Here is an 18434-nt window from a genome sequence, read left to right as displayed (position 1 = left end):
CGGTGTCCGTGTCGCTCTGACCTGGACAAAGTTACGCGAAGATCAACACAACACCAAATCGCCAGGTCAGAGCACTGCGGTCGGTTAACTTCACGGAACCCAGTACCTCTCGGCCAGTTCTTCGACGATCGGATCGCCTTCCTCGGCCTGCTCCAACGCTTCGAGATCGTCGTTGATCGACACCAACCGCGGATCGTCACCCTCAGCTTCCTGAATCGGGTGCCGACCGTCCTCGGCGAGTTGCCTCAGCAACTTTTCCTTGACGCGGGCTTTCAACGAATCAGCCATACCGCCAGCATGTGCCGCGCGGGCCCAGTTGTCGAGGCCTACTCGTCGTCCTTCTTGCCGAAGACACGTCGTGCCGTCGGAATCAGGATGATCAGCGCGCCGAGCAGAACGATGAGCGAAAAACCTGCAGTGCCATGTCGACCTCTTACCGTCACGCCGGCGCGAGCCAGCTCCCCCACGGGGTGTTTCGAACAACCGTAAATGCAACGAGAACTCCGAGCACCACGATCGTCACAGTCGGCCGAAGCACGATCATGCGATCCCGCGTGCCTTTCCAACGGCGCACTGTCCAACCGATCCACGCGATCACCAACACCGCGATAAACGGCACGATCAAGGCATTGCTGGACACTGCGGCGCCAATATCCAGATTAGTCAGGTCATTGACCGCACGAAGGCCACCACACGCCGGGCACCACAATCCCGTCAACGCGTACATCGGACAAACGCCGTAACTACCCGCGCTGTGGGGATCACGGACGTGGAGTACCGCGGCGGCCGTCACGGCCACTGCAGCAACACCGACGGGTGCGGCCAGCGAGCGTCGTCGACTTGTGACCGCTTCCAACTCCATGGCACCCACTGTAAGAGACCCCGGCAGCGACTAGCGGGCGCGAACGACTACCGACCGGACCACCATGTCGTGCCAGCACTGGTGCTTCGAGTCCCAGAGCGGCCAGAGATAGTTGAGGAAGCATGCCCCACCCAGGATCGCCATCATGATCCAACGAAGCAGCGCCATCACCGGGCCGAGCGGTACACCGTCGGACTCCCGAATCACCGAAATTCCCAGCCACTTCTTGCCGAGCGTCTGTCCGGTGTTCCCTTGTCTGAAGACGAGGTTCCATACCTCGATCAAGAAGATCGCCAGTATGCCGACGACCATGACGATCACGCCGACCGGATTGCCGCCTTCAGCGCTCACGCTGCCGTCGTCGTATGTGGTCACTTCGGATCCGGAGAACGCGATCACCGCCCCGATGATCGCGAGGATGACGCCGGGGAGCGGAACGACAAAGCCGTCGAGGATTGACGCAAACACCCGAGAGATCCAGCTTGCGTACGGATAGGCGGGCGTCGGCGGCTGATAACCCTGCGGCGGCATCGGCGGCATCTGCCCGTACGGCGGCTGATTCTGCGATGGTTGGCCTGGTCCCCAGTTCTGATCCGACATCGAGGTCTCCCCTGTTCAGGCACGTGTTCGCCGAACTCAGGATAAACCGCACATACGCAAGAATTGGGAACTAACGACAAGAGCCCCACATCCGGATTTCCGGGTGTGGGGCTCTTGGCTGAGCTGCCTGAGAGAATCGAACTCTCGACCTTTTCATTACGAGTGAAATGCTCTACCGACTGAGCTAAGGCAGCGTGCCTTTCGGCGGTGGCGAGTCTATCTGGTCAACCCCCGGATCGCGAAAACGGGGGTCGGAAAGCGGCTCCGATGGAGGCAACCATCGCATCGAGCGCCCACTGCAACTTGACGTTGAAGTCGACGGCCTCGCGGCATTCGAGCACCGCTTCGATGCACTTGAGCAACCCCTCCGGGGACGTTCGTGCAGCCAACTCGGCGGCCTGCCGAGCCATGTCGGGATGGGTCGCCGTCGACGTCGACCCCAGCGAATAGGAAAGCGCGTCCCGGTACATGCCGGCCAGGTCGATCAGCGTCCGGTCGAGAAGATCGCGGCGGGCCCGGGTGTCGCGCGATTTCTGACGCGCTTCGAGGTCCTTGATCAGACCAGCCGATCCGCGCAGAGTCCCGGCTGTTCCCTTGCCGGTTCCACCACCACCCAAGGAAACCTTGAGCTCCTCGAGTTCCTGTTCCTTGAGTTCGGCGTAGAACGCCTTGGTGTCAGCCTCGATCGACTTCACCAAGTTCTCTGCGGCCTTGTACGCCGTCGAAGCCCCGATCGCGTCTGCGGCAAGTCGAAGCGAACGCTGACGCTCGTCGCGCGCGCTCTCGTCGGTGGCGAGACGCCGAGCCCGGCCGACATGTCCGCCGCTGATCGATGCGGCGATTCTCGCCCGTTCCGGATCCAGCCCGTCGCGGTCGATCAGTACCTGAGCGATCGATTCGACGGACGGCGTCACCAACGGCATGTGCCTACACCGCGATCGGAGGGTGACAGACATGTCTTCCGGATCGGTCGTCGGCGCGCAGAGCAGGATGACCGTGCGGTCCGGCGGCTCCTCGACAACCTTCAGGAGGGCGTTGGCTGCGCCTTCGGTCAAACGATCGGCATCCTCGACCACGATCACCTGCCACCGCCCCGTCGTCGGTCGACGCGAAGCGATGTTGACTATCTCGCGCATGCCTTTGACGCTGATGCTCAGGCCGTCGGGGATGATCCGTCGTACGTCACCATGGGTTCCACCCATCGTCGTCGTACACGCATGACACTCACCGCACCCTGGTGCACCGTCGGAGGTGCATTGCAGGGCAGCGGCGAAGCAGAGAGCAGCCACCGAACGACCAGAGCCGGGTGGCCCGGTGAAGAGCCACGCGTGGGTCATCTCCGAGCCGCTGGAATCGCCACGAGCCGACAGTGCAGCATCACGCAGGCTCTGCTCGACGTCGTGCTGACCCACCAGCCGACCGAACACACCTCGTTCGGCCACTTCAGTACTCATGCAAAAACCCTAACCGTCGGCACCGACGAAGCCTTACGAGTCCTTCTTCGCCGGAGCCTTCTTGGCGGCGGCCTTCTTTGCCGGGGCCTTCTTTGCGGCTGTTTTCTTGGCAGCGGCCTTCTTGGCCGGAGCCTTCTTGGCTGCTGCCTTCTTCTTGACCGGGCCGCGCGCACGACGATCAGCCAGCAACTCCGACGCCCGAGCATCGGAAATGGATTCGACGTCGTCGTCCTTACGAAGGCTGGCGTTGGTCTCGCCGTCGGTGACGTACGGACCGAAACGGCCGTCCTTGATCACCATCGGCTTCTCGCTGACCGGATCGACGCCCAACTCACGCAGCGGAGGCGTTGCCGACGCCTGACGCCCACGACGCTTCGGCTCGGCGTAGATCTTGAGGGCCTCGTCGAGCGTGACGGTGAACATCTGCTCTTCGTTGGCGAGCGAGCGTGAGTCCGTGCCCTTCTTCAGGTACGGACCGTAACGGCCGTTCTGCGCGGTGATCTCTTCCTTCGATTCGGGGTCGACACCCACGACGCGCGGAAGCGACAGCAGACGCAGCGCATCTTCCAAGGTGATCGTCGTCAAATCCATGGACTTGAGCAGCGATCCGGTCCGCGGCTTGGGGCCTGCGACCTTCTTGGCAGCCTTCTTCGCAGGCGCCTTCTTGGCCGCGGCCTTCTTCACCGCAGTCTTGGTGCTGCCCGAGCTGATTTCTTCCGGCTCGGGAGCGGTGACGGGAACGATGTCCGGTTCCGGCTCGGCCGGCGGTTCGGGCAGGATCTCGGTCACGTAGGGACCGAAGCGGCCTTCCTTCGCGACGATCTCGTGGCCCGTCAGCGGGTCGACGCCCAGCTTGCGGCCCTCTTGAGGCGTCGAGAACAACTTCTCGGCGTACTCGGGAGTGAGCTCGTCCGGTGGCAGGTCATCGGGGAGATTTGCCCGCTGCGAGATCAGATCGCCTTCGGGATCGTCCGGGTTCTGAACCATGCGCTCGAGATACGGGCCGAACCGGCCGACGCGCACATGAACCTCGCGGCCCTCGGCGTCGTCGAACAGTCGGATGGAGTTGACCTCGCGAGCGTCGATCTCCTCCAGGTTGACTCCGACCATCTTCTTCAGCCCGCCCTCGCGGGCGACCGAACCTTCAGCGCCTGTCTCGCCGCCGAAGTAGAAGCTGCTCAGCCAGTTGCCACGCTGCTCACGGCCACCGGCGATCGCGTCGAGATCGTCTTCCATTCCTGCCGTGAAATCGAAGTCGACCAGCCGGCCGAAGTGCACCTCGAGCAGCCCGATGACGGCAAACGCCACCCAGGACGGAACCAGCGCGCTGCCACGTTTGTAGACGTATCCGCGATCGAGGATGGTCTTGATGATCGACGAGTAGGTCGAAGGACGGCCGATGCCGAGTTCTTCGAGCGTCTTGATCAGGCTGGCTTCTGTGTAGCGAGCGGGCGGGTTGGTGCTGTGCCCGTCCGGATCGAGCTTGGTGGCCGTGACTTCCTGACCCTTGACCAGCACCGGAAGCCTGGATTCGGCGTCGTCGGACTGACCGCCGGCCTCTTCGTCGACGCTCTCGACGTAAGCCTTGAGGAAGCCGGCGAACACGATGGTGCGACCCGAAGCGGAGAACGTGCAGTCCTCGCCGGTGCCTGCCGTGCCGGAGATGCGGAGCGTCAACGTCGTACCGCGGGCGTCGGCCATCTGCGAAGCGACGGTCCGCTGCCAGATCAGTTCGTACAGCTTGAACTCGTCTGAATCGAGCTTGGAGTGCAGCTGACCCGGGGTCTGGAACACGTCGCCGGCGGGGCGGATCGCCTCGTGCGCTTCCTGCGCGTTCTTGACCTTGCGGGTGTACTGACGCGGCGTCGGATGGACGTACTCCGGACCGTACAACTCGGTGGCCTGCGCACGAGCGGCTGCGATCGCCGACTCCGAGAGAGTCGTCGAGTCGGTACGCATGTAGGTGATGTAGCCGTTTTCGTACAGACGCTGTGCGATGCGCATTGCACGCTCGGACGTGAAACGAAGTTTGCGTCCGGCTTCCTGCTGGAGCGTCGACGTCATGAACGGCGGGTAAGGCTTGCGGGTGTACGGCTTGTCCTCGGCGGAGGAAACCGTGAGGTCGACGCCCTGCAATGCTTCCGCGAGACGACGCGCGTACGCCTCGTCGAGCACAGTGACCGCGCTGCCCTTGAGCTTTCCGTCAGCTCCGAAATCACGGCCGGAGGCGACACGCGAACCGTCGACGGAGACCAGGCGAGCACCGAAACTACGCGGGCTGGCCTCTGCACCGGCGTCGAGCGTCGCGGAAATGTCCCAGTACGACGCCGACTTGAACGCCATGCGCTCGCGTTCACGCTGGACGATGACGCGAGTGGCCACCGATTGGACGCGGCCGGCCGAGAGCTTCGGCATGACCTTCTTCCAGAGAACCGGGCTGACCTCGTAACCGTAGAGACGGTCGAGGATGCGGCGGGTTTCCTGAGCATCGACGAGGTCGGTGTCGAGTTCGCGGGTGTCTTCGGCGGCAGCACGGATTGCCGGCTCGGTGATCTCGTGGAAGACCATTCGACGAACCGGAATCTTGGGCTTGAGAGTCTCGAGGAGATGCCAGGCGATTGCCTCGCCCTCGCGGTCGGGGTCAGTTGCGAGGAAGAGCTCGTCGGCGTCCTTCAACAGAGACTTGAGTTCGGCGACCTTGCCCTTCTTTTCCGGGCTCACGACATAGAGCGGCTCGAAGTCGTGATCGACGTTGACGCCGAGACGGGCCCACGACTCGCCCTTGTACTTGGCCGGAACGTCCGCTGCGCCGCGCGGGAGGTCGCGAATGTGACCGACCGATGCCTCTACGACGTAGTCCTTACCGAGGTAGGGAGCGATTTTGCGCGCCTTGGTCGGTGACTCGACGATCACGAGGCGACGAGGGTTACCGGACGCTCCCTGACCGCTGCCGTTGTCCGCTTTAGCCACCTGCTGCCCGAGCCTTCCTTTGGACGTTCACTGCCGTCGGCAGATCTTCAGAACTAGACGTGTGGAGCAAGTTATACCCCGTGTCTCTCTTTACAGAGTGACATACCCGCAAGACATTCGTGCAGATCAGTACAGTATGGGCTCCGTCGGACACGCGGCATGAGCACTGTCAGACGTGTGGCCAGGCGACCGAGGTGTCGACGTGTTTCGGCGCCTCACCGAGGTATTCGACGAGCTTTGTCAGTCTCTTCTTTCCCGACACACGGAGCCCCGGACCCGGTGTCCGGTTACCCAGTTGAGTCGGCGCGATACCAACCCTCATCAAGGCCTGAGCCAGCGGTGCGTGTGTCTCCTTCGCATGGGGGTCGAGGCCGAACACGAATCGTTCACCGCCTTCTTCGAGTCGGCCGGCGGCGACGGCCCACACTCGGAGTTGGCGAGAATTAGGAACCCACCCGACCGGCACGGCCTTCACTGCTCCTTTGGTCCATTGCACGGACAGCGGAAGGAGTGCGGGCGTCGACTGAGTTCGGACGAGTGGGCTGCCTTCTTCGCTACGCGTCACCTCGGCCCCGAGTCCGCACTGCGCGATCAACTCGGCAACGGCCTGTGCTCTCCAGTCCCGATCCACGACGATCGAGATCCGCGCGCGATCCTCCGAGGTCACGACCTGCCCCGGTCCGGCCAGCATTCCGGCAAGGTCCGTCACGGCAGGTGGAATCGACTCGGCAGAGAAAAAGGACAGTTGGCTCACAGAGTGAAACGTAAGCCACGAAGGTATCGACGGCATAGACGACCGGCCGTGGCCGAACAGCTGCGTGCATTCACCTCGGACAGGGAAAGTACTAACTCAGCCCGAAAAGATTTGTCCCCCACCGCACGGATGCGATGGGGGACAAATACTGTCCGAACTATTCGCTCAGCAAGTGAGCGGAAAAATCAGACCGCGCGAACGCCGGTAGCCTGGGGACCCTTGGTGCCCTGGCCGACCTCGAACTCCACACGCTGGTTCTCCTCGAGGGTACGGAAGCCGTTGCCCTGAATTTCGGAGTAGTGAACGAAGACGTCTGCGGAACCGTCTTCGGGAGCGATGAAGCCGAAGCCCTTTTCAGCGTTGAACCACTTCACAGTGCCCTGTGCCATGCTTTTCCTTCTCTTTCTAACACCGGATTCGGTGAACAGCCCTTACAGTCCACCGGGCCGGTTCCGACCGCTGTACGTCTTTATTTCCCCCTCAGGAAAGGCAGAGCACCGCGCCCGCAACAACGATCCTGCGAGCGTGCACTTTCTCAAGCCTACGAACACAGAAGCTGCGACCGATTGTCAGTCAACCATGTTCTCCGCGTGCACAACAGTCGAAAAGGGAACTAAAAACGTTAAAAGTTCGCTACGAGAAAAACAGCCCACGATCGTGGTTTCCCGCTTGCGCGCCGAGCACCCGGTTCCACCAAGACCGCGGACCGTTGCGTATCATCAAAACTGCAGGTAGCGACAGTTTCCGATTGCCGCCACACCCCAACGCCGAGCCCGGAGAGTCACGTGAACGCACCTTCCCCGATCCCCGCCCCGGGAGGGAAGCCTGGCGAGACCTACGGGCAGATGCTGCTCGATCGGGTCGTCGCAGGGGTCAGTGGAAGCGAAAAACCACTGATGTTCACCGCGCAGTTACCTGCTCGCGTAGCCGAGTTCACCGAATGGCCGGAGTGGGTGCACCCCAGCGTCGTACGTGCGCTCGCCGAGCACAGCGTGCGGTCCCCGTGGATCCACCAGAGTGAGGCCGCCGACCTCGCTTACGCCGGAAAACACGTGGTCGTGGCCACCGGTACGGCGTCGGGTAAGTCACTGGCGTACCAACTCCCGGTGCTGACGGCCATGGCGACCGATCCGCTCGCAACTGCCCTGTACCTCTCCCCCACCAAAGCGCTGGGCTCGGATCAACTGCGAGCAGTGCTGTCCCTCACCGACTTCGACGTCGAACTTCGCAGCACGAACGCCAGTGCGTACGACGGCGACACCTCGCAGGAACTCCGCACTTGGGCACGTGAGAACTCACGCTGGCTCTTCACCAACCCCGACATGATCCACATTTCTCTGCTCAGAACCCATCAGCGATGGGCACACTTCTTCCGCAACCTGAAATACGTGATCATCGACGAATGCCACTCCTACAGGGGAGTCTTCGGATCCAACGTCGCGCTCGTGATCCGGCGATTACGCAGAATTGCAGCCCGTTACGGCGCCGAACCCACCTTCATTCTGGCCAGCGCGACCACAGCAGATCCCGGCGCGGCGGCCTCGCGGCTCATAGGCGCACACTGCACCGAGGTCACGGAAGACGGATCGCCGCACGGCCCACGCACCGTCGCACTGTGGGAACCACCGCTACTGGAGGCATTGACCGGCGAAAACGGTAGCCCGGTACGACGTCCCGCGGGCGCGGAAGCCGCGCGGATCATGGCCGACCTCATGATCGAAGGCGCCCGCACTCTCACCTTCGTCCGCTCCCGCCGCGGCGCCGAACTGACCGCGATGGCCACCAAACGTCTACTCGCCGAGGTGGACCCGGACCTCGCCGAGCGAGTCGCGTCGTATCGCGCCGGATATCTGGCCGAGGACCGACGCGAACTGGAAGCTGCACTCGCCGACGGCACACTGCTGGGCGCAGCCACCACCAACGCACTGGAGCTCGGCGTCGACATCGCAGGCCTCGACGCCGTTGTCGTGGCAGGCTTCCCGGGCACCGTCGCCTCGTTCTGGCAGCAAGCGGGTCGCTCCGGGCGACGCGGTGAGGGTTCACTCGTCGTGTTGATCGCCCGCGACGATCCACTCGACACCTACCTCGTTCACCATCCGTCAGCGGTACTCGACAAACCCGTCGAGGCGACGGTGACAGATCCCGGAAATCCGTACGTCCTGGGACCACAACTTCTCTGCGCTGCAATGGAACTCCCACTTTCCGATGCCGAGGTGGACGCGTTCGGGGCTCTCGAGGTTCTGACGAGACTGTCCGAGGAAGGCAAGATCCGGCGCCGAAAGCACGGATGGTTCGTCACCGCCGATTCGAACCCCCACGGCTCTTTGGACATTCGCGGCGGCATCGGAACTCAGGTGGCCATTGTCGACGGTGAATCCGGCCGGATGCTGGGCACTGTCGACGCGGGCCGCGCTCCGGCCACAGTTCATCCCGGCGCCGTGCACATCCATCAAGGCGAGACCTACGTCGTCGACGAACTGGACCTCGACGTCGGACTCGCACTGGTGCACACCGAGAATCCGGACTGGACCACCTCGGCTCGCGAGACCACCGAAATCACGATCACCGAACAACTCGAGCACAAGAACTACGGCGACATCGCCGTCGCTCTCGTCCAGGTCGAGGTGACACATCAAGTCGTCGGGTACCTACGACGGTTGACTTCGGGTGAAGTCCTCGACTCGATCGAACTCGACATGCCCGCACACACTTTGCCCACCAGGGCAGTGATGTACACGGTCACGCCGGAACTCCTCGAATCAATCGGGGTCCCGCCCGAACGGTTCCCCGGATCACTGCATGCCGCCGAACATGCCGCAATCGGCCTGCTGCCACTGGTGGCGATCTGCGACCGCGGAGACATCGGCGGAGTGTCCACCGCGATGCACGCGGACACCGGACTCCCGACCGTCTTCGTCTACGACGGTCATGCCGGCGGCGCCGGGTTCGCCGACCGAGGGCACAGCGAACTGTCCCGATGGCTCACCGCGACGCGCGACGCCATACTGTCCTGCGAGTGCGCTCACGGTTGCCCGTCCTGCGTCTATTCACCCAAGTGCGGCAACGGAAACGACCCACTCGACAAAGACGGCGCGGTCAAGGTTCTGACCGCCGTCATCGACACCATCAGCTGACCGGACCCGCACGCGCGTAAGCCTGCGCATCCCCGATCCCGAAGCCCGACAACAACACCGGTGCGCGTATCTCGACCAATACATCCCACCCCTGCACCTCGCACTCCTCGAGCACCGTACGCATCCGCTCCGCGATCACCGCGGACATCTCACACGCCGACTCGTCGCCGCCGTCCAAGGCGCCCGCACCGCCGAGAGCCGAAAGATCAGCGGCCGACTGAGCCGTGTGCCGAGCCACCACTGCGGAACCGACATGCAGCATCCCACCGGTCACCATCACGATCGCTGCCAGAACGCAGCACGCCAGAACCGTGGCAACACCTTCGTCGTCACGTAGGTTCACCCCTCCTCCACTCCCGACTCCACAGCTGCCACCGCCTCGGAAGAAATGTCGACCAACGGCAGCAACGCACTCTCGGCGCTGACAACGGCAACGGCAAAACCGTCCACGATCTCCACCGAGATCGACGCATCTTCGGGTGCGATCCGGCGGGCCGTGGCGACCGCAGACTCACGATCACCACGTGCCACCAACCGCGCGGCCTCACGAGCGGCGTCGACACACCGAACCTGCATCGACACCGCCAGGACTCCACCGACACACAGCACGACCACCGTGACGATCGAAGCCAGAGCAATCGCGGCCTCCACCGTCACGGCGCCGTCGTCGGCTTGCCGAATACCTCTCGTGGACAACATCACACAGCTGTCTTGAGCGCCTTGTCGATGATGCCTGTCAGCGCCGAGACAATGGAGTCGCCAGTGACAACCGTGTACAGGACGGCACCGAATGCGGCAGCCGCAATCGTGCCGATCGCATACTCCGCGGTGGACATGCCGTCGTCCTCGGCAACCAACAGCGCAAATCTGGCCGACACCGTCCTCAACGTCTTCGAAATCATTTCTCCCCCTTCAATCCAAACCTGTGGCAGCACTTCTGCCGCAGGAGCTTTCACTCGGATCCGGCTCACAGCAGGCCGTTACCGAGCACAGTCGTGGCAAGCCCGATCACCACCGGGACGATGCCCAAGGCGATGAACGCCGGCAGGAAACACAGCCCGAGTGGACCGCTGATCAGCACTCCCGCGCGTTCGGCTGCGGCAGCAGCAAGATCCTCGGCGTCACCTCGACTGCGCTCGGCGAGTTCGGCCATGGATGAGGACAGCGACGAACCCGAACGGGCGGAACGCCGAGCCATTCTGGCGAGCGCCTCGGTATCGGGATCGAGAGCGGCTTCGCTCCACGCGGCGTCGGGATCGGCACCGAGCGCCAGAAGGTCGGCGACGCGACGAAGCGAGTCGGCCATCGGTTTCGGTGCCGTCGACGCCATCGATGTGATCGCGGCGGAGACGGGAAGCCCCGCTCGTAGGCAGGCCCCGAGAAGGTCGAGACTTGCGGCAACTGCGAGTGGATCCGGCTTGTCCGGGACTGGAACCGAATTTTCTGTTGTTGTGTCCGCGAAGAGAATTTCTGCCGCCCTGGCCGAAGCACCGCGCCGAGCGGGAATGATCGCGAACGCCAACGCCATCATCGCCACGGATGCCCAACTCACGACGTGACCTTCGCAGTTATCCGGTCGGTCCAGAGCAGACCCGCTGAGACACAAGCGGTTCCGATCACCAGGAGCACGCCGCCGAGCCCACCTCCGAACAGCACGCGCAGCGGCGACGCACCCATCAATTGCCCGAGACCGATCCCCAACAGCGGGAGAAAGGCCAACACCGCCGCGGTCGCCCGAGCGCCCGCCAACCCGGCCTCGGTACGCTGACGAAAGCGTCTACGTCCCAACATGTCCGTCCGGACGGCGCCGAGTAGTTCCGCCAGTGCCAGCCCGTGTTGGTCGGCGACCCGCCAGACGGATCCGATGCGGGAGAACTCACGCTCGATGCACGAATCCGGTACCGCGAAGGCCGCTGCGGCAGAACCACCGAGACGCGCCCTGGCCCCAGCGGACCGGAATACGGCACTCACTTCTCCGGTACATTCCTCGCCTGCAACAGAACTGGCCGCTGCAGGATGCGCGCCGACGCTCAGCTCGGCGATCAGCACCTCCAGACCGGAGAGCAGCATCTTCTGTGAGAGGTCCCGGTTTTCGGCCGCCTTCGCGCGGCGCCCACGAAAGATCAAGGTTCCGGCGAGGACAACCGCTGCGCATCCTGCCGACAAGCCTCCGAGAACCCATGCAGCCGACACCGCGAAAAATGCGGCGACCAACTGCCACGGAATCTGCCGGTCGGGCTTGCGGATGCTCGGGGCGTACGCAGCGAGCCGAGCACGTGAATCCCGCACCGGCGCAATCGAGACCGCCAACGCGAGGACCAGGAAGGAAACCGTCACGTCCCGACCTCTCGATTGCGAAGCCGGAACATCCGCTCGAGCCGCTCACGACCCGAACCGCCGTCCGGCCACGCCTGCATGATTCGTACATACCCGTCCGCACCGCGGTCGATGACACCGATCTGTTCGAGACGCCTCGATCCGTCAGCCAATCTGTGCACGTGCAGGATCACTTGAACTGCCGCGGCAAGTTGACTGTGCAACGCGTGGCGATCCATACCGCCGAGCGCCGCCAACGCCTCGAGTCTGGCCGGCACCTCTTCGGGCGAATTGGCGTGAACGGTGCCGGCGCCGCCGTCGTGGCCGGTGTTCATCGCCGTGAGCAGATCAGTCACCTCTGCGCCGCGGACCTCACCGACGACGATGCGATCGGGACGCATTCGTAGTGCCTGCCGAACCAGATCGCGCACCGTCACCTCTCCGACGCCCTCGACGTTGGGAGCTCTGGCGACGAGGCGGACGACGTGTGGATGCGGCGGCGCCAGTTCGGCCGCGTCCTCGACACAGACGATTCGCTCGCGCGGGTCGACCGCGCCGAGCATGGCGGACAACAACGTGGTCTTTCCCGCACCGGTCCCGCCGATCACCAGAAAAGCCAAGCGACAAGAAATGATGCGATTGAGGAGCTCCCGCGCGTCCGGTTCCACGGCGCCGTGGGCGGACAGCGCGTCGAGACCCTGGGTCGCGGGCCGCAACACTCGCAGTGACACGCAGGTTCCACCCTGGGCCACGGGTGCGAGTACGGCATGAAGTCGTACCCCGAAGTGCCCGTCGCCGACGCCCCGCAGGCGGCCGTCGACCCACGGTTGGGCGTCGTCGAGGCGTCGACCTGCCGACAGTGCCAACCGCTGCGCCAATCGACGCACAGCTGCCTCGTCGGTGAACCGCACCCCTGACCTTTCGAGGCCGACCCCGCGGTCCACCCAGACCTGATCCGGCGCGGTCACCAGTACGTCGGCGACCCCGGGTTCGTGCAGCAGAGGTTCGAGCGGCCCCGCGCCTGTCAGTTCCGTCTGGAGCACCCTGACGACCTCCAACAGATCCGTGTCCGCCAGAACGCCCGAGGACTCAGCTCGCACGGCATCGGCAACGGTGGCCGCCGTCGGCTCGGCGACCGACGACGCCGTCAATCGCTCGCGAACTCGGTCGAGCAGTTCGGCCGTGACCAACGCACTCATGCCGCAGCCCTGCGCGGGCGTGCGCCGGATTCGACGGCGTCGAGTACCGCTGTTGCCGCCACACTCAACGGACAACCGCGGGTCAATTCGAGGCCACCACGCTCGAGCATCGGCGCCAGCGATCGGTGGCCGCGCATCACGGCCGTCAGGGGCAGGCCGAGCATGTCTGCCACATCGGCGCCGCGTAGGCCCCCCGGTGCCGGCCCACGCACGACGAGCCCGACGTTGGAGTTGTGTCGCACCACCCAGGCTCCGACCTTCTCGGCCGCGACGCATGCGGCCACGGTGGCCGGAACCACCACGAGCACCGAATCCGACATCTCCAACACGGCCTGACCTACCTCGCTGGGATGACGTGGCACGTCGCAGACCACGAGCCCGCCGGAACTGCGACCTGCGTCAAGCACGGCGCGAACGGCGGTCACTGTCGGACCGTCGATCTCCCGGCGACTGCTCGCCAGAACCCTCAGAAACTTTCCCTTTGCCGGCAGTGCATCGCGCAGCGCCTCCGGGGACAACCGCCCGCCCTCGACGGTCAGTGCACCCCAACGTAATCCGGGAGCAGTCTCGATACCCAACAGCACGTCGGCGCCGGAACCGAGTGCGTCGACGTCCACCAACAGCGTCGGGACGTGACGTGCCGCCGACGTCAACGCGACAGCCGCAGCAGTTGCCGAGGCTCCGCCGCCGCCACAACCACCCACCACGCTCACGACGGTGCCGTCACCACTGACGTCTACGTGATCGGCCAGAACTGCGACCAGCGCGTTCTCTTCCTCGGGCAAGGACAGAACGCTGTCGGCTCCGATCGCGGTGGCGCTCTTCCAATCGTCGACGGTCGGTGTGCCGTCGCATACGAGGAACACTCGCGTTCGCTTGGGGGAACGAGCCAGAGCATCTCGCGCCGCCGACGCGTCCAGTACCACCGCCGAGGCCCGGTTCCACTGTTGCCGGGACACGGGATGTTCGGCCTCGTCCAGCCGGCGGTCCACCGCGGCGGCGACGCGTCGCACGCTCGCGAGGATTTTCGCGTCGTCGACGAGAACCAGAATGGGAGCCCCGGTTTCCTGAGAGCTGATCGTCGTGTTCATGACTGCAGAGCCTGAACGAGCACCGGCAGCGAAAACAGTGGGCCGAACAACCCTGTGGACAACTGGGAGGTTGGGGAGAAACAGGCCTGAGACAGAGGACGGCCCCCGCCAATGGGGGGAGGAGGCGGGGGCCGTCTGAGTTCAGCCCCGGGGGGTCGGGCTGAACTAGTTCGAACGAATCGAACAGCAACGATCTTACACCCGCCATCGGCGAGAAATGCAAGCCTGAGCTGCACTGAACTGCTGTTTTTCGCCGAAAGAGGACGCTTGCCGAAGAGCACACGAACCGCCTGTCGGACTATCCTCAATCCTGTGACCGACAAGCCTGCGAACGGACTGAATACCGGGCGGACAGCCGCTTTCTTCGATTTGGACAAAACGATCATCGCGAAGTCGAGCACCCTGGCGTTCAGCAAGCCATTCTTCGCACAGGGTCTGATCAATCGACGCTCGGTTCTCAAGAGCAGCTATGCGCAATTCCTGTTTCTACTGTCCGGCGCCGATCACGATCAGATGGAGCGCATGCGCGAGCATCTGACGGCGATGTGTGCGGGCTGGGACGTGGAACAGGTGAAGGCCGTCGTCGCGGAGACTCTGCACGACATCGTCGATCCACTCGTCTTCGCCGAGGCGGCCGATCTGATCGCAGATCACAAGCTGCGTGGACACGACGTCATCGTCGTGTCTGCTTCGGGTGAAGAGATCGTCGCACCGATCGCCCGCGCCCTCGGCGCCACCCATTCCGTCGCGACGTCGATGAGGGAGGAAGACGGCCACTACACCGGCGAGGTGGACTTCTACTGCTACGGCCCCGGCAAGGTCGAAGCCATGGAAAAACTCGCCGCGGAGTACGGTTACGACCTCGCCGCCAGTTACGCCTACTCCGACTCGGTGACGGATTTACCCATGCTCGAGGCTGTCGGACATCCGACCGCAGTCAACCCCGATCGAGCGTTGCGCAAGGAAGCGGCCGTAAACGGTTGGCCCATACTGACTTTCTCGAATCCGGTCTCACTTCGTGCCCGATTGTCGGCCCAGTCCACGACCACGGTGGCTACTACCGCTGCGGTGGGAATCGCAGCTCTGGTGGCCGGCGCCATGACCTTCGGGCTACTGCGCCGGAAACGCTGAAATCCAAGGCCCACAAACAAAAATTGGTACTTGCTGTGAGCCCGGACACAGGGTACAAAGGAGTTACGGAAGAACGGAAGGCCAGGAACGGCTCGGAAGAGAAGGACCGTTTCCCCAACCGAAATTCCTAGCACGGGCACTAGGGCACCCACGCGGAGCACAAGCCACTATAAGGGCAGAAGCGTTGTGGGCCTGCGAGATTCGTTCAATTTGAGCGAGGACCCCGCACAGGTTGCGGGGACGACCTCAGAAAGTGCGATCCCTCGCCGAGGCCACCCACACAACCCACCGAGCACGCTTGGTAACGAGTAGTCCGTGCTGACGGGCGGCGAAGTCGATTTATCGGCAGCGCCGCCCGTTCGTTATGTTCCGGCAGGGGCAATTTGCCGGACTATCCGGTAGCAGCGTCGGCAATCGAAGTCGCCTCTCGCGCACCGGCTTCGAGAGCACCACAGCACAGAATCACCCAGCTGCCGACGCCCGCCGGATTTCCCGAAGCGAATCCTGCCGCGCCGTCCGTGTACGCCTGTGGCCGCCGAAGCCAACTGACCTCGGGGACCCCGAGATTGTGCGGATCCAGCCCCGACGAGACCGCAACCAGACGCGAGGCCGCGCGGGCGACGATGCCGTCAGCGGTGCCGAACGGGCTCAGCGCCAAGAGTTCTCCGTGTACGACGGCCGCCAGAACAGGTGCCGGTGCACTGGTTCCGCCTGTAACGAGTTGGGCGAGAGCGTCCAACCGCTCCCCCACTCCGCGATCCGACCGTGGCCGCCCCAGTTGATCTGCGTCCTCGACGAGATCCGCCGCGGCCAACAGGTGCAGCCGGGCCAGAGCCTGAAGTGGGGCTCGCTTCCACGTCGACTCCATGAGCGGAAGGCTGTCGCCGTCGAGAGCCTGAGCCACGCGCAGAGCACCCGCGAGAATCGGATCACCGGCCATGCCCTCGGCCGGCAATTCGGTGGTGCCACCGGCCAGCGATGCAGAAGCGCGCGCAGCGCGAACCGCGGCTTCGGCGGCAGTGGTGGGCCAACCGCGACGGTTGGTCTTGTGCCGATGAACCTCACCCAGAGCATCGCGCGCATGATCGGCGGCGGCGCGTACGCCTGGAAGATCGACGAGGGGCTGCAAGGGGTCCGTCACGATCAACGACGGTACCCTTGCAGCCCCTCTGCGGACTTGCCTACCTACCTGTTGCGTCAGCTTCCCAGCTTGATGGACCCACCGGGAATCGCGTCGAGCAACTTGCGGGTGTAGTCCTGCTGCGGATTGCCGAACACGTCGTCGATCGGTGCCGATTCGACGATCGAGCCACGCGACATCACCAACACGTTGTCCGCGATCTGACGAACCACGGCCAGGTCGTGCGTGATGAAGAGATACGTCAACCCGAACTCTGCCTGCAGGTCGTTCAGCAGGGTCAAGATCTGATCCTGCACGAGCACGTCGAGAGCGGAGACCGCCTCGTCGCAGATCACGACCTCCGGTTGCAAGGCCAGTGCTCGCGCGATCGCGACGCGCTGACGCTGTCCACCGGAGAGTTCGTTCGGGAACCGACGCATGACCGACTGCGGTAGACCCACCTTGTCGAGAAGTTCGCGGACGCGAGCCTCACGCTCGGCTTTGGTCCCGACCTTGTGGGTACGCAGCGGCTCCTCGATCGTGCGGTAGATCGAGTACATCGGGTCGAGTGTGCCGTAGGGGTTCTGGAAGATCGGCTGCACTCGTCGACGGAACGCAAATGTTTCCTTCGCACCGAGTTTCGCCACGTCCTGACCGTCGAAGACCACGTTGCCTGCAGTGGGCTCGAGCAGACCGAGGACCATCTGTGCGACCGTCGACTTACCGGAACCCGATTCGCCGACGATTGCAGTCGTGGTTCCGCGGCGGACCTTGAAGGACACGTCGTTCACGGCTGTGAAGTCGGTGGTCTTGCGGAAACCCTTGCGCAGCTTGAACACCTTGGTCAGATGATCGACGACAAGAACGTCGTCGGTCACCTTGCCGAAGGACTCTGCCGCACTTTCCTCGGCCTTGACCGCTTCGGCGACCTCTTCCGCCTGTTCGCGAATCTCGGCGCGCGCCACCGACGAGCTGAGCCGCTTCGACGCCAACGACGGCGCAGCCGCGACCAGCTTCTGCGTGTACGGATGCTGCGGGCGCTTCAGAATCTCCAGTGCCGGACCGGATTCGACGATACGACCCTTGCTCATCACGATCAGATGCTCGGCGCGCTCGGCGGCCAGGCCAAGATCGTGAGTGATGAGCAGAACGGCGGTGCCGAGTTCCGTAGTCAGACCGTCGAGGTGGTCGAGGATCTGACGCTGGACGGTGACGTCGAGCGCCGACGTCGGCTCGTCCGCGATCAGGAGCTTCGGACGAGCGGACAACCCGATCGCGATGAGTGCGCGCTGACGCATACCGCCCGAGAACTCGTGCGGGTACTGCCCCAACCGGCTCTCGGCTTCGGCGAGGCCGGCCTCCGCGAGCAGTTCGGCGGCCCGAACCTTGGCTGCCTTGCCCTTGGCAATTCCGTTGGCGGCCAGTGCTTCCTCGATCTGGAAGCCCACTTTCCACACGGGATTCAGATTCGACATCGGGTCCTGCGGAACCAAACCGATCTGGCTTCCCCGGATGTGGACGAAGTCCTTCTCCGAGACCTTCGAGATGTCCTTGCCGTCGAAGATGATCTCGCCTGCCGTCACCTTGCCGGTGCCGGGAAGCAGATTGATGATCGAGTGGGCGGTGGTGGACTTACCCGAACCCGATTCGCCGACGATCGCGACCGTCTGACCCGGGTAGACGGTCAGGCTGACGCCTCGAACTGCCGGAACCGGACCGGAATTGGACTGGAAAGACACCTCGAGATCACGAATCTCGAGCAACGGAGTTTCCTCCGAGGTGAGAGTTTCCTTGGTGGTCATC

The 18434-nt window shown here is 63.8% G+C and carries 19 protein-coding genes and 1 tRNA gene; 2 read left to right on the top strand and 18 right to left on the bottom strand.

Annotated elements, in window-relative coordinates; all coding sequences use genetic code 11:
* Positions 1-90: 90 nt before the first annotated feature.
* The 9 genes from AC1Q6C_RS12720 to cspE form a co-directional block, all read right to left on the bottom strand.
* A complete protein-coding gene (locus AC1Q6C_RS12720; protein WP_003946112.1) occupies positions 91-288 on the bottom strand; it encodes a hypothetical protein in 198 nt (65 codons plus the stop codon).
* Between the two features lie 38 nt (positions 289-326).
* Positions 327-467, bottom strand: a complete 141-nt coding sequence (locus tag AC1Q6C_RS12715) for a hypothetical protein (RefSeq protein WP_492666642.1) — start codon at positions 465-467, stop codon at positions 327-329.
* Complete coding sequence (locus tag AC1Q6C_RS12710) at positions 440-862, bottom strand: DUF2752 domain-containing protein (protein WP_050655307.1); 423 nt, start codon at positions 860-862, stop codon at positions 440-442. Before AC1Q6C_RS12710 ends, AC1Q6C_RS12715 begins: the two co-directional genes overlap by 28 nt.
* A gap of 30 nt (positions 863-892) precedes the next feature.
* Positions 893-1462 carry an RDD family protein gene (locus tag AC1Q6C_RS12705; RefSeq protein WP_047270004.1) on the bottom strand — a complete coding sequence of 190 codons (570 nt, stop codon included), beginning with the start codon at positions 1460-1462 and terminating at the stop codon, positions 893-895.
* A gap of 121 nt (positions 1463-1583) precedes the next feature.
* Positions 1584-1656, bottom strand: a tRNA-Thr gene (locus tag AC1Q6C_RS12700).
* A 30-nt stretch (positions 1657-1686) separates the two neighbouring features.
* Positions 1687-2916: a DNA polymerase III subunit delta' gene (locus AC1Q6C_RS12695; RefSeq protein WP_019746652.1), complete on the bottom strand. Its 1230-nt coding sequence runs from the start codon at positions 2914-2916 to the stop codon at positions 1687-1689.
* 33 nt (positions 2917-2949) lie between these two features.
* Positions 2950-5886 (bottom strand): type I DNA topoisomerase, encoded by a 2937-nt coding sequence (topA, locus tag AC1Q6C_RS12690; protein WP_209911133.1) that lies wholly within the window; start codon positions 5884-5886, stop codon positions 2950-2952.
* A 169-nt stretch (positions 5887-6055) separates the two neighbouring features.
* The gene (locus AC1Q6C_RS12685; protein WP_003946106.1) at positions 6056-6640 is read right to left on the bottom strand and encodes a hypothetical protein; all 585 of its coding nucleotides are present in this window, start codon (positions 6638-6640) and stop codon (positions 6056-6058) included.
* A gap of 185 nt (positions 6641-6825) precedes the next feature.
* Entirely contained in the window at positions 6826-7029 is a 204-nt protein-coding gene (gene cspE, locus AC1Q6C_RS12680) for a transcription antiterminator/RNA stability regulator CspE (RefSeq protein WP_003946117.1), read from the bottom strand.
* A gap of 456 nt (positions 7030-7485) precedes the next feature.
* On the opposite strand from cspE, the gene AC1Q6C_RS12675 reads away from it, so the two are divergent.
* The gene (locus AC1Q6C_RS12675) at positions 7486-9774 is read left to right on the top strand and encodes a DEAD/DEAH box helicase (RefSeq protein ID WP_003946107.1); all 2289 of its coding nucleotides are present in this window, start codon (positions 7486-7488) and stop codon (positions 9772-9774) included.
* Here the strand turns inward: AC1Q6C_RS12675 and AC1Q6C_RS12670 are convergent.
* The 7 genes from AC1Q6C_RS12670 to ssd form a co-directional block, all read right to left on the bottom strand.
* Positions 9767-10117: an Rv3654c family TadE-like protein gene (locus tag AC1Q6C_RS12670; RefSeq protein WP_007732450.1), complete on the bottom strand. Its 351-nt coding sequence runs from the start codon at positions 10115-10117 to the stop codon at positions 9767-9769. The two genes, AC1Q6C_RS12675 and AC1Q6C_RS12670, sit on opposite strands and share 8 nt — an antisense overlap.
* Complete coding sequence (locus AC1Q6C_RS12665) at positions 10114-10473, bottom strand: TadE family type IV pilus minor pilin (RefSeq protein WP_047270007.1); 360 nt, start codon at positions 10471-10473, stop codon at positions 10114-10116. Before AC1Q6C_RS12665 ends, AC1Q6C_RS12670 begins: the two co-directional genes overlap by 4 nt.
* Positions 10473-10676, bottom strand: a complete 204-nt coding sequence (locus AC1Q6C_RS12660; protein WP_007732448.1) for a DUF4244 domain-containing protein — start codon at positions 10674-10676, stop codon at positions 10473-10475. The genes AC1Q6C_RS12665 and AC1Q6C_RS12660 overlap by 1 nt, the downstream gene beginning before the upstream one ends.
* A gap of 65 nt (positions 10677-10741) precedes the next feature.
* Positions 10742-11326 (bottom strand): type II secretion system F family protein, encoded by a 585-nt coding sequence (locus tag AC1Q6C_RS12655; protein ID WP_230359456.1) that lies wholly within the window; start codon positions 11324-11326, stop codon positions 10742-10744.
* The gene (locus AC1Q6C_RS12650) at positions 11323-12111 is read right to left on the bottom strand and encodes a type II secretion system F family protein (RefSeq protein WP_230359455.1); all 789 of its coding nucleotides are present in this window, start codon (positions 12109-12111) and stop codon (positions 11323-11325) included. The genes AC1Q6C_RS12655 and AC1Q6C_RS12650 overlap by 4 nt, the downstream gene beginning before the upstream one ends.
* Positions 12108-13289, bottom strand: coding sequence for a TadA family conjugal transfer-associated ATPase (locus AC1Q6C_RS12645; protein WP_003946116.1), 1182 nt, complete (start codon positions 13287-13289; stop codon positions 12108-12110). Before AC1Q6C_RS12645 ends, AC1Q6C_RS12650 begins: the two co-directional genes overlap by 4 nt.
* A complete protein-coding gene (gene ssd / locus AC1Q6C_RS12640; RefSeq protein WP_042446709.1) occupies positions 13286-14380 on the bottom strand; it encodes a septum site-determining protein Ssd in 1095 nt (364 codons plus the stop codon). The genes AC1Q6C_RS12645 and ssd overlap by 4 nt, the downstream gene beginning before the upstream one ends.
* A gap of 312 nt (positions 14381-14692) precedes the next feature.
* On the opposite strand from ssd, the gene AC1Q6C_RS12635 reads away from it, so the two are divergent.
* Complete coding sequence (locus AC1Q6C_RS12635; protein WP_003946123.1) at positions 14693-15511, top strand: HAD-IB family hydrolase; 819 nt, start codon at positions 14693-14695, stop codon at positions 15509-15511.
* A 391-nt stretch (positions 15512-15902) separates the two neighbouring features.
* On the opposite strand, the gene AC1Q6C_RS12630 is transcribed toward AC1Q6C_RS12635, so the two are convergent.
* Positions 15903-16652, bottom strand: coding sequence for a Fic family protein (locus AC1Q6C_RS12630; RefSeq protein WP_020905979.1), 750 nt, complete (start codon positions 16650-16652; stop codon positions 15903-15905).
* A 56-nt stretch (positions 16653-16708) separates the two neighbouring features.
* The gene (locus AC1Q6C_RS12625; RefSeq protein ID WP_209922596.1) at positions 16709-18433 is read right to left on the bottom strand and encodes a dipeptide ABC transporter ATP-binding protein; all 1725 of its coding nucleotides are present in this window, start codon (positions 18431-18433) and stop codon (positions 16709-16711) included.
* Between the last annotated feature and the right edge of the window lies 1 nt (position 18434).

This window comes from Rhodococcus sp. MT28, from assembly GCF_058792695.1.
This window is presented reverse-complemented; position numbering and strand designations above follow the sequence as displayed.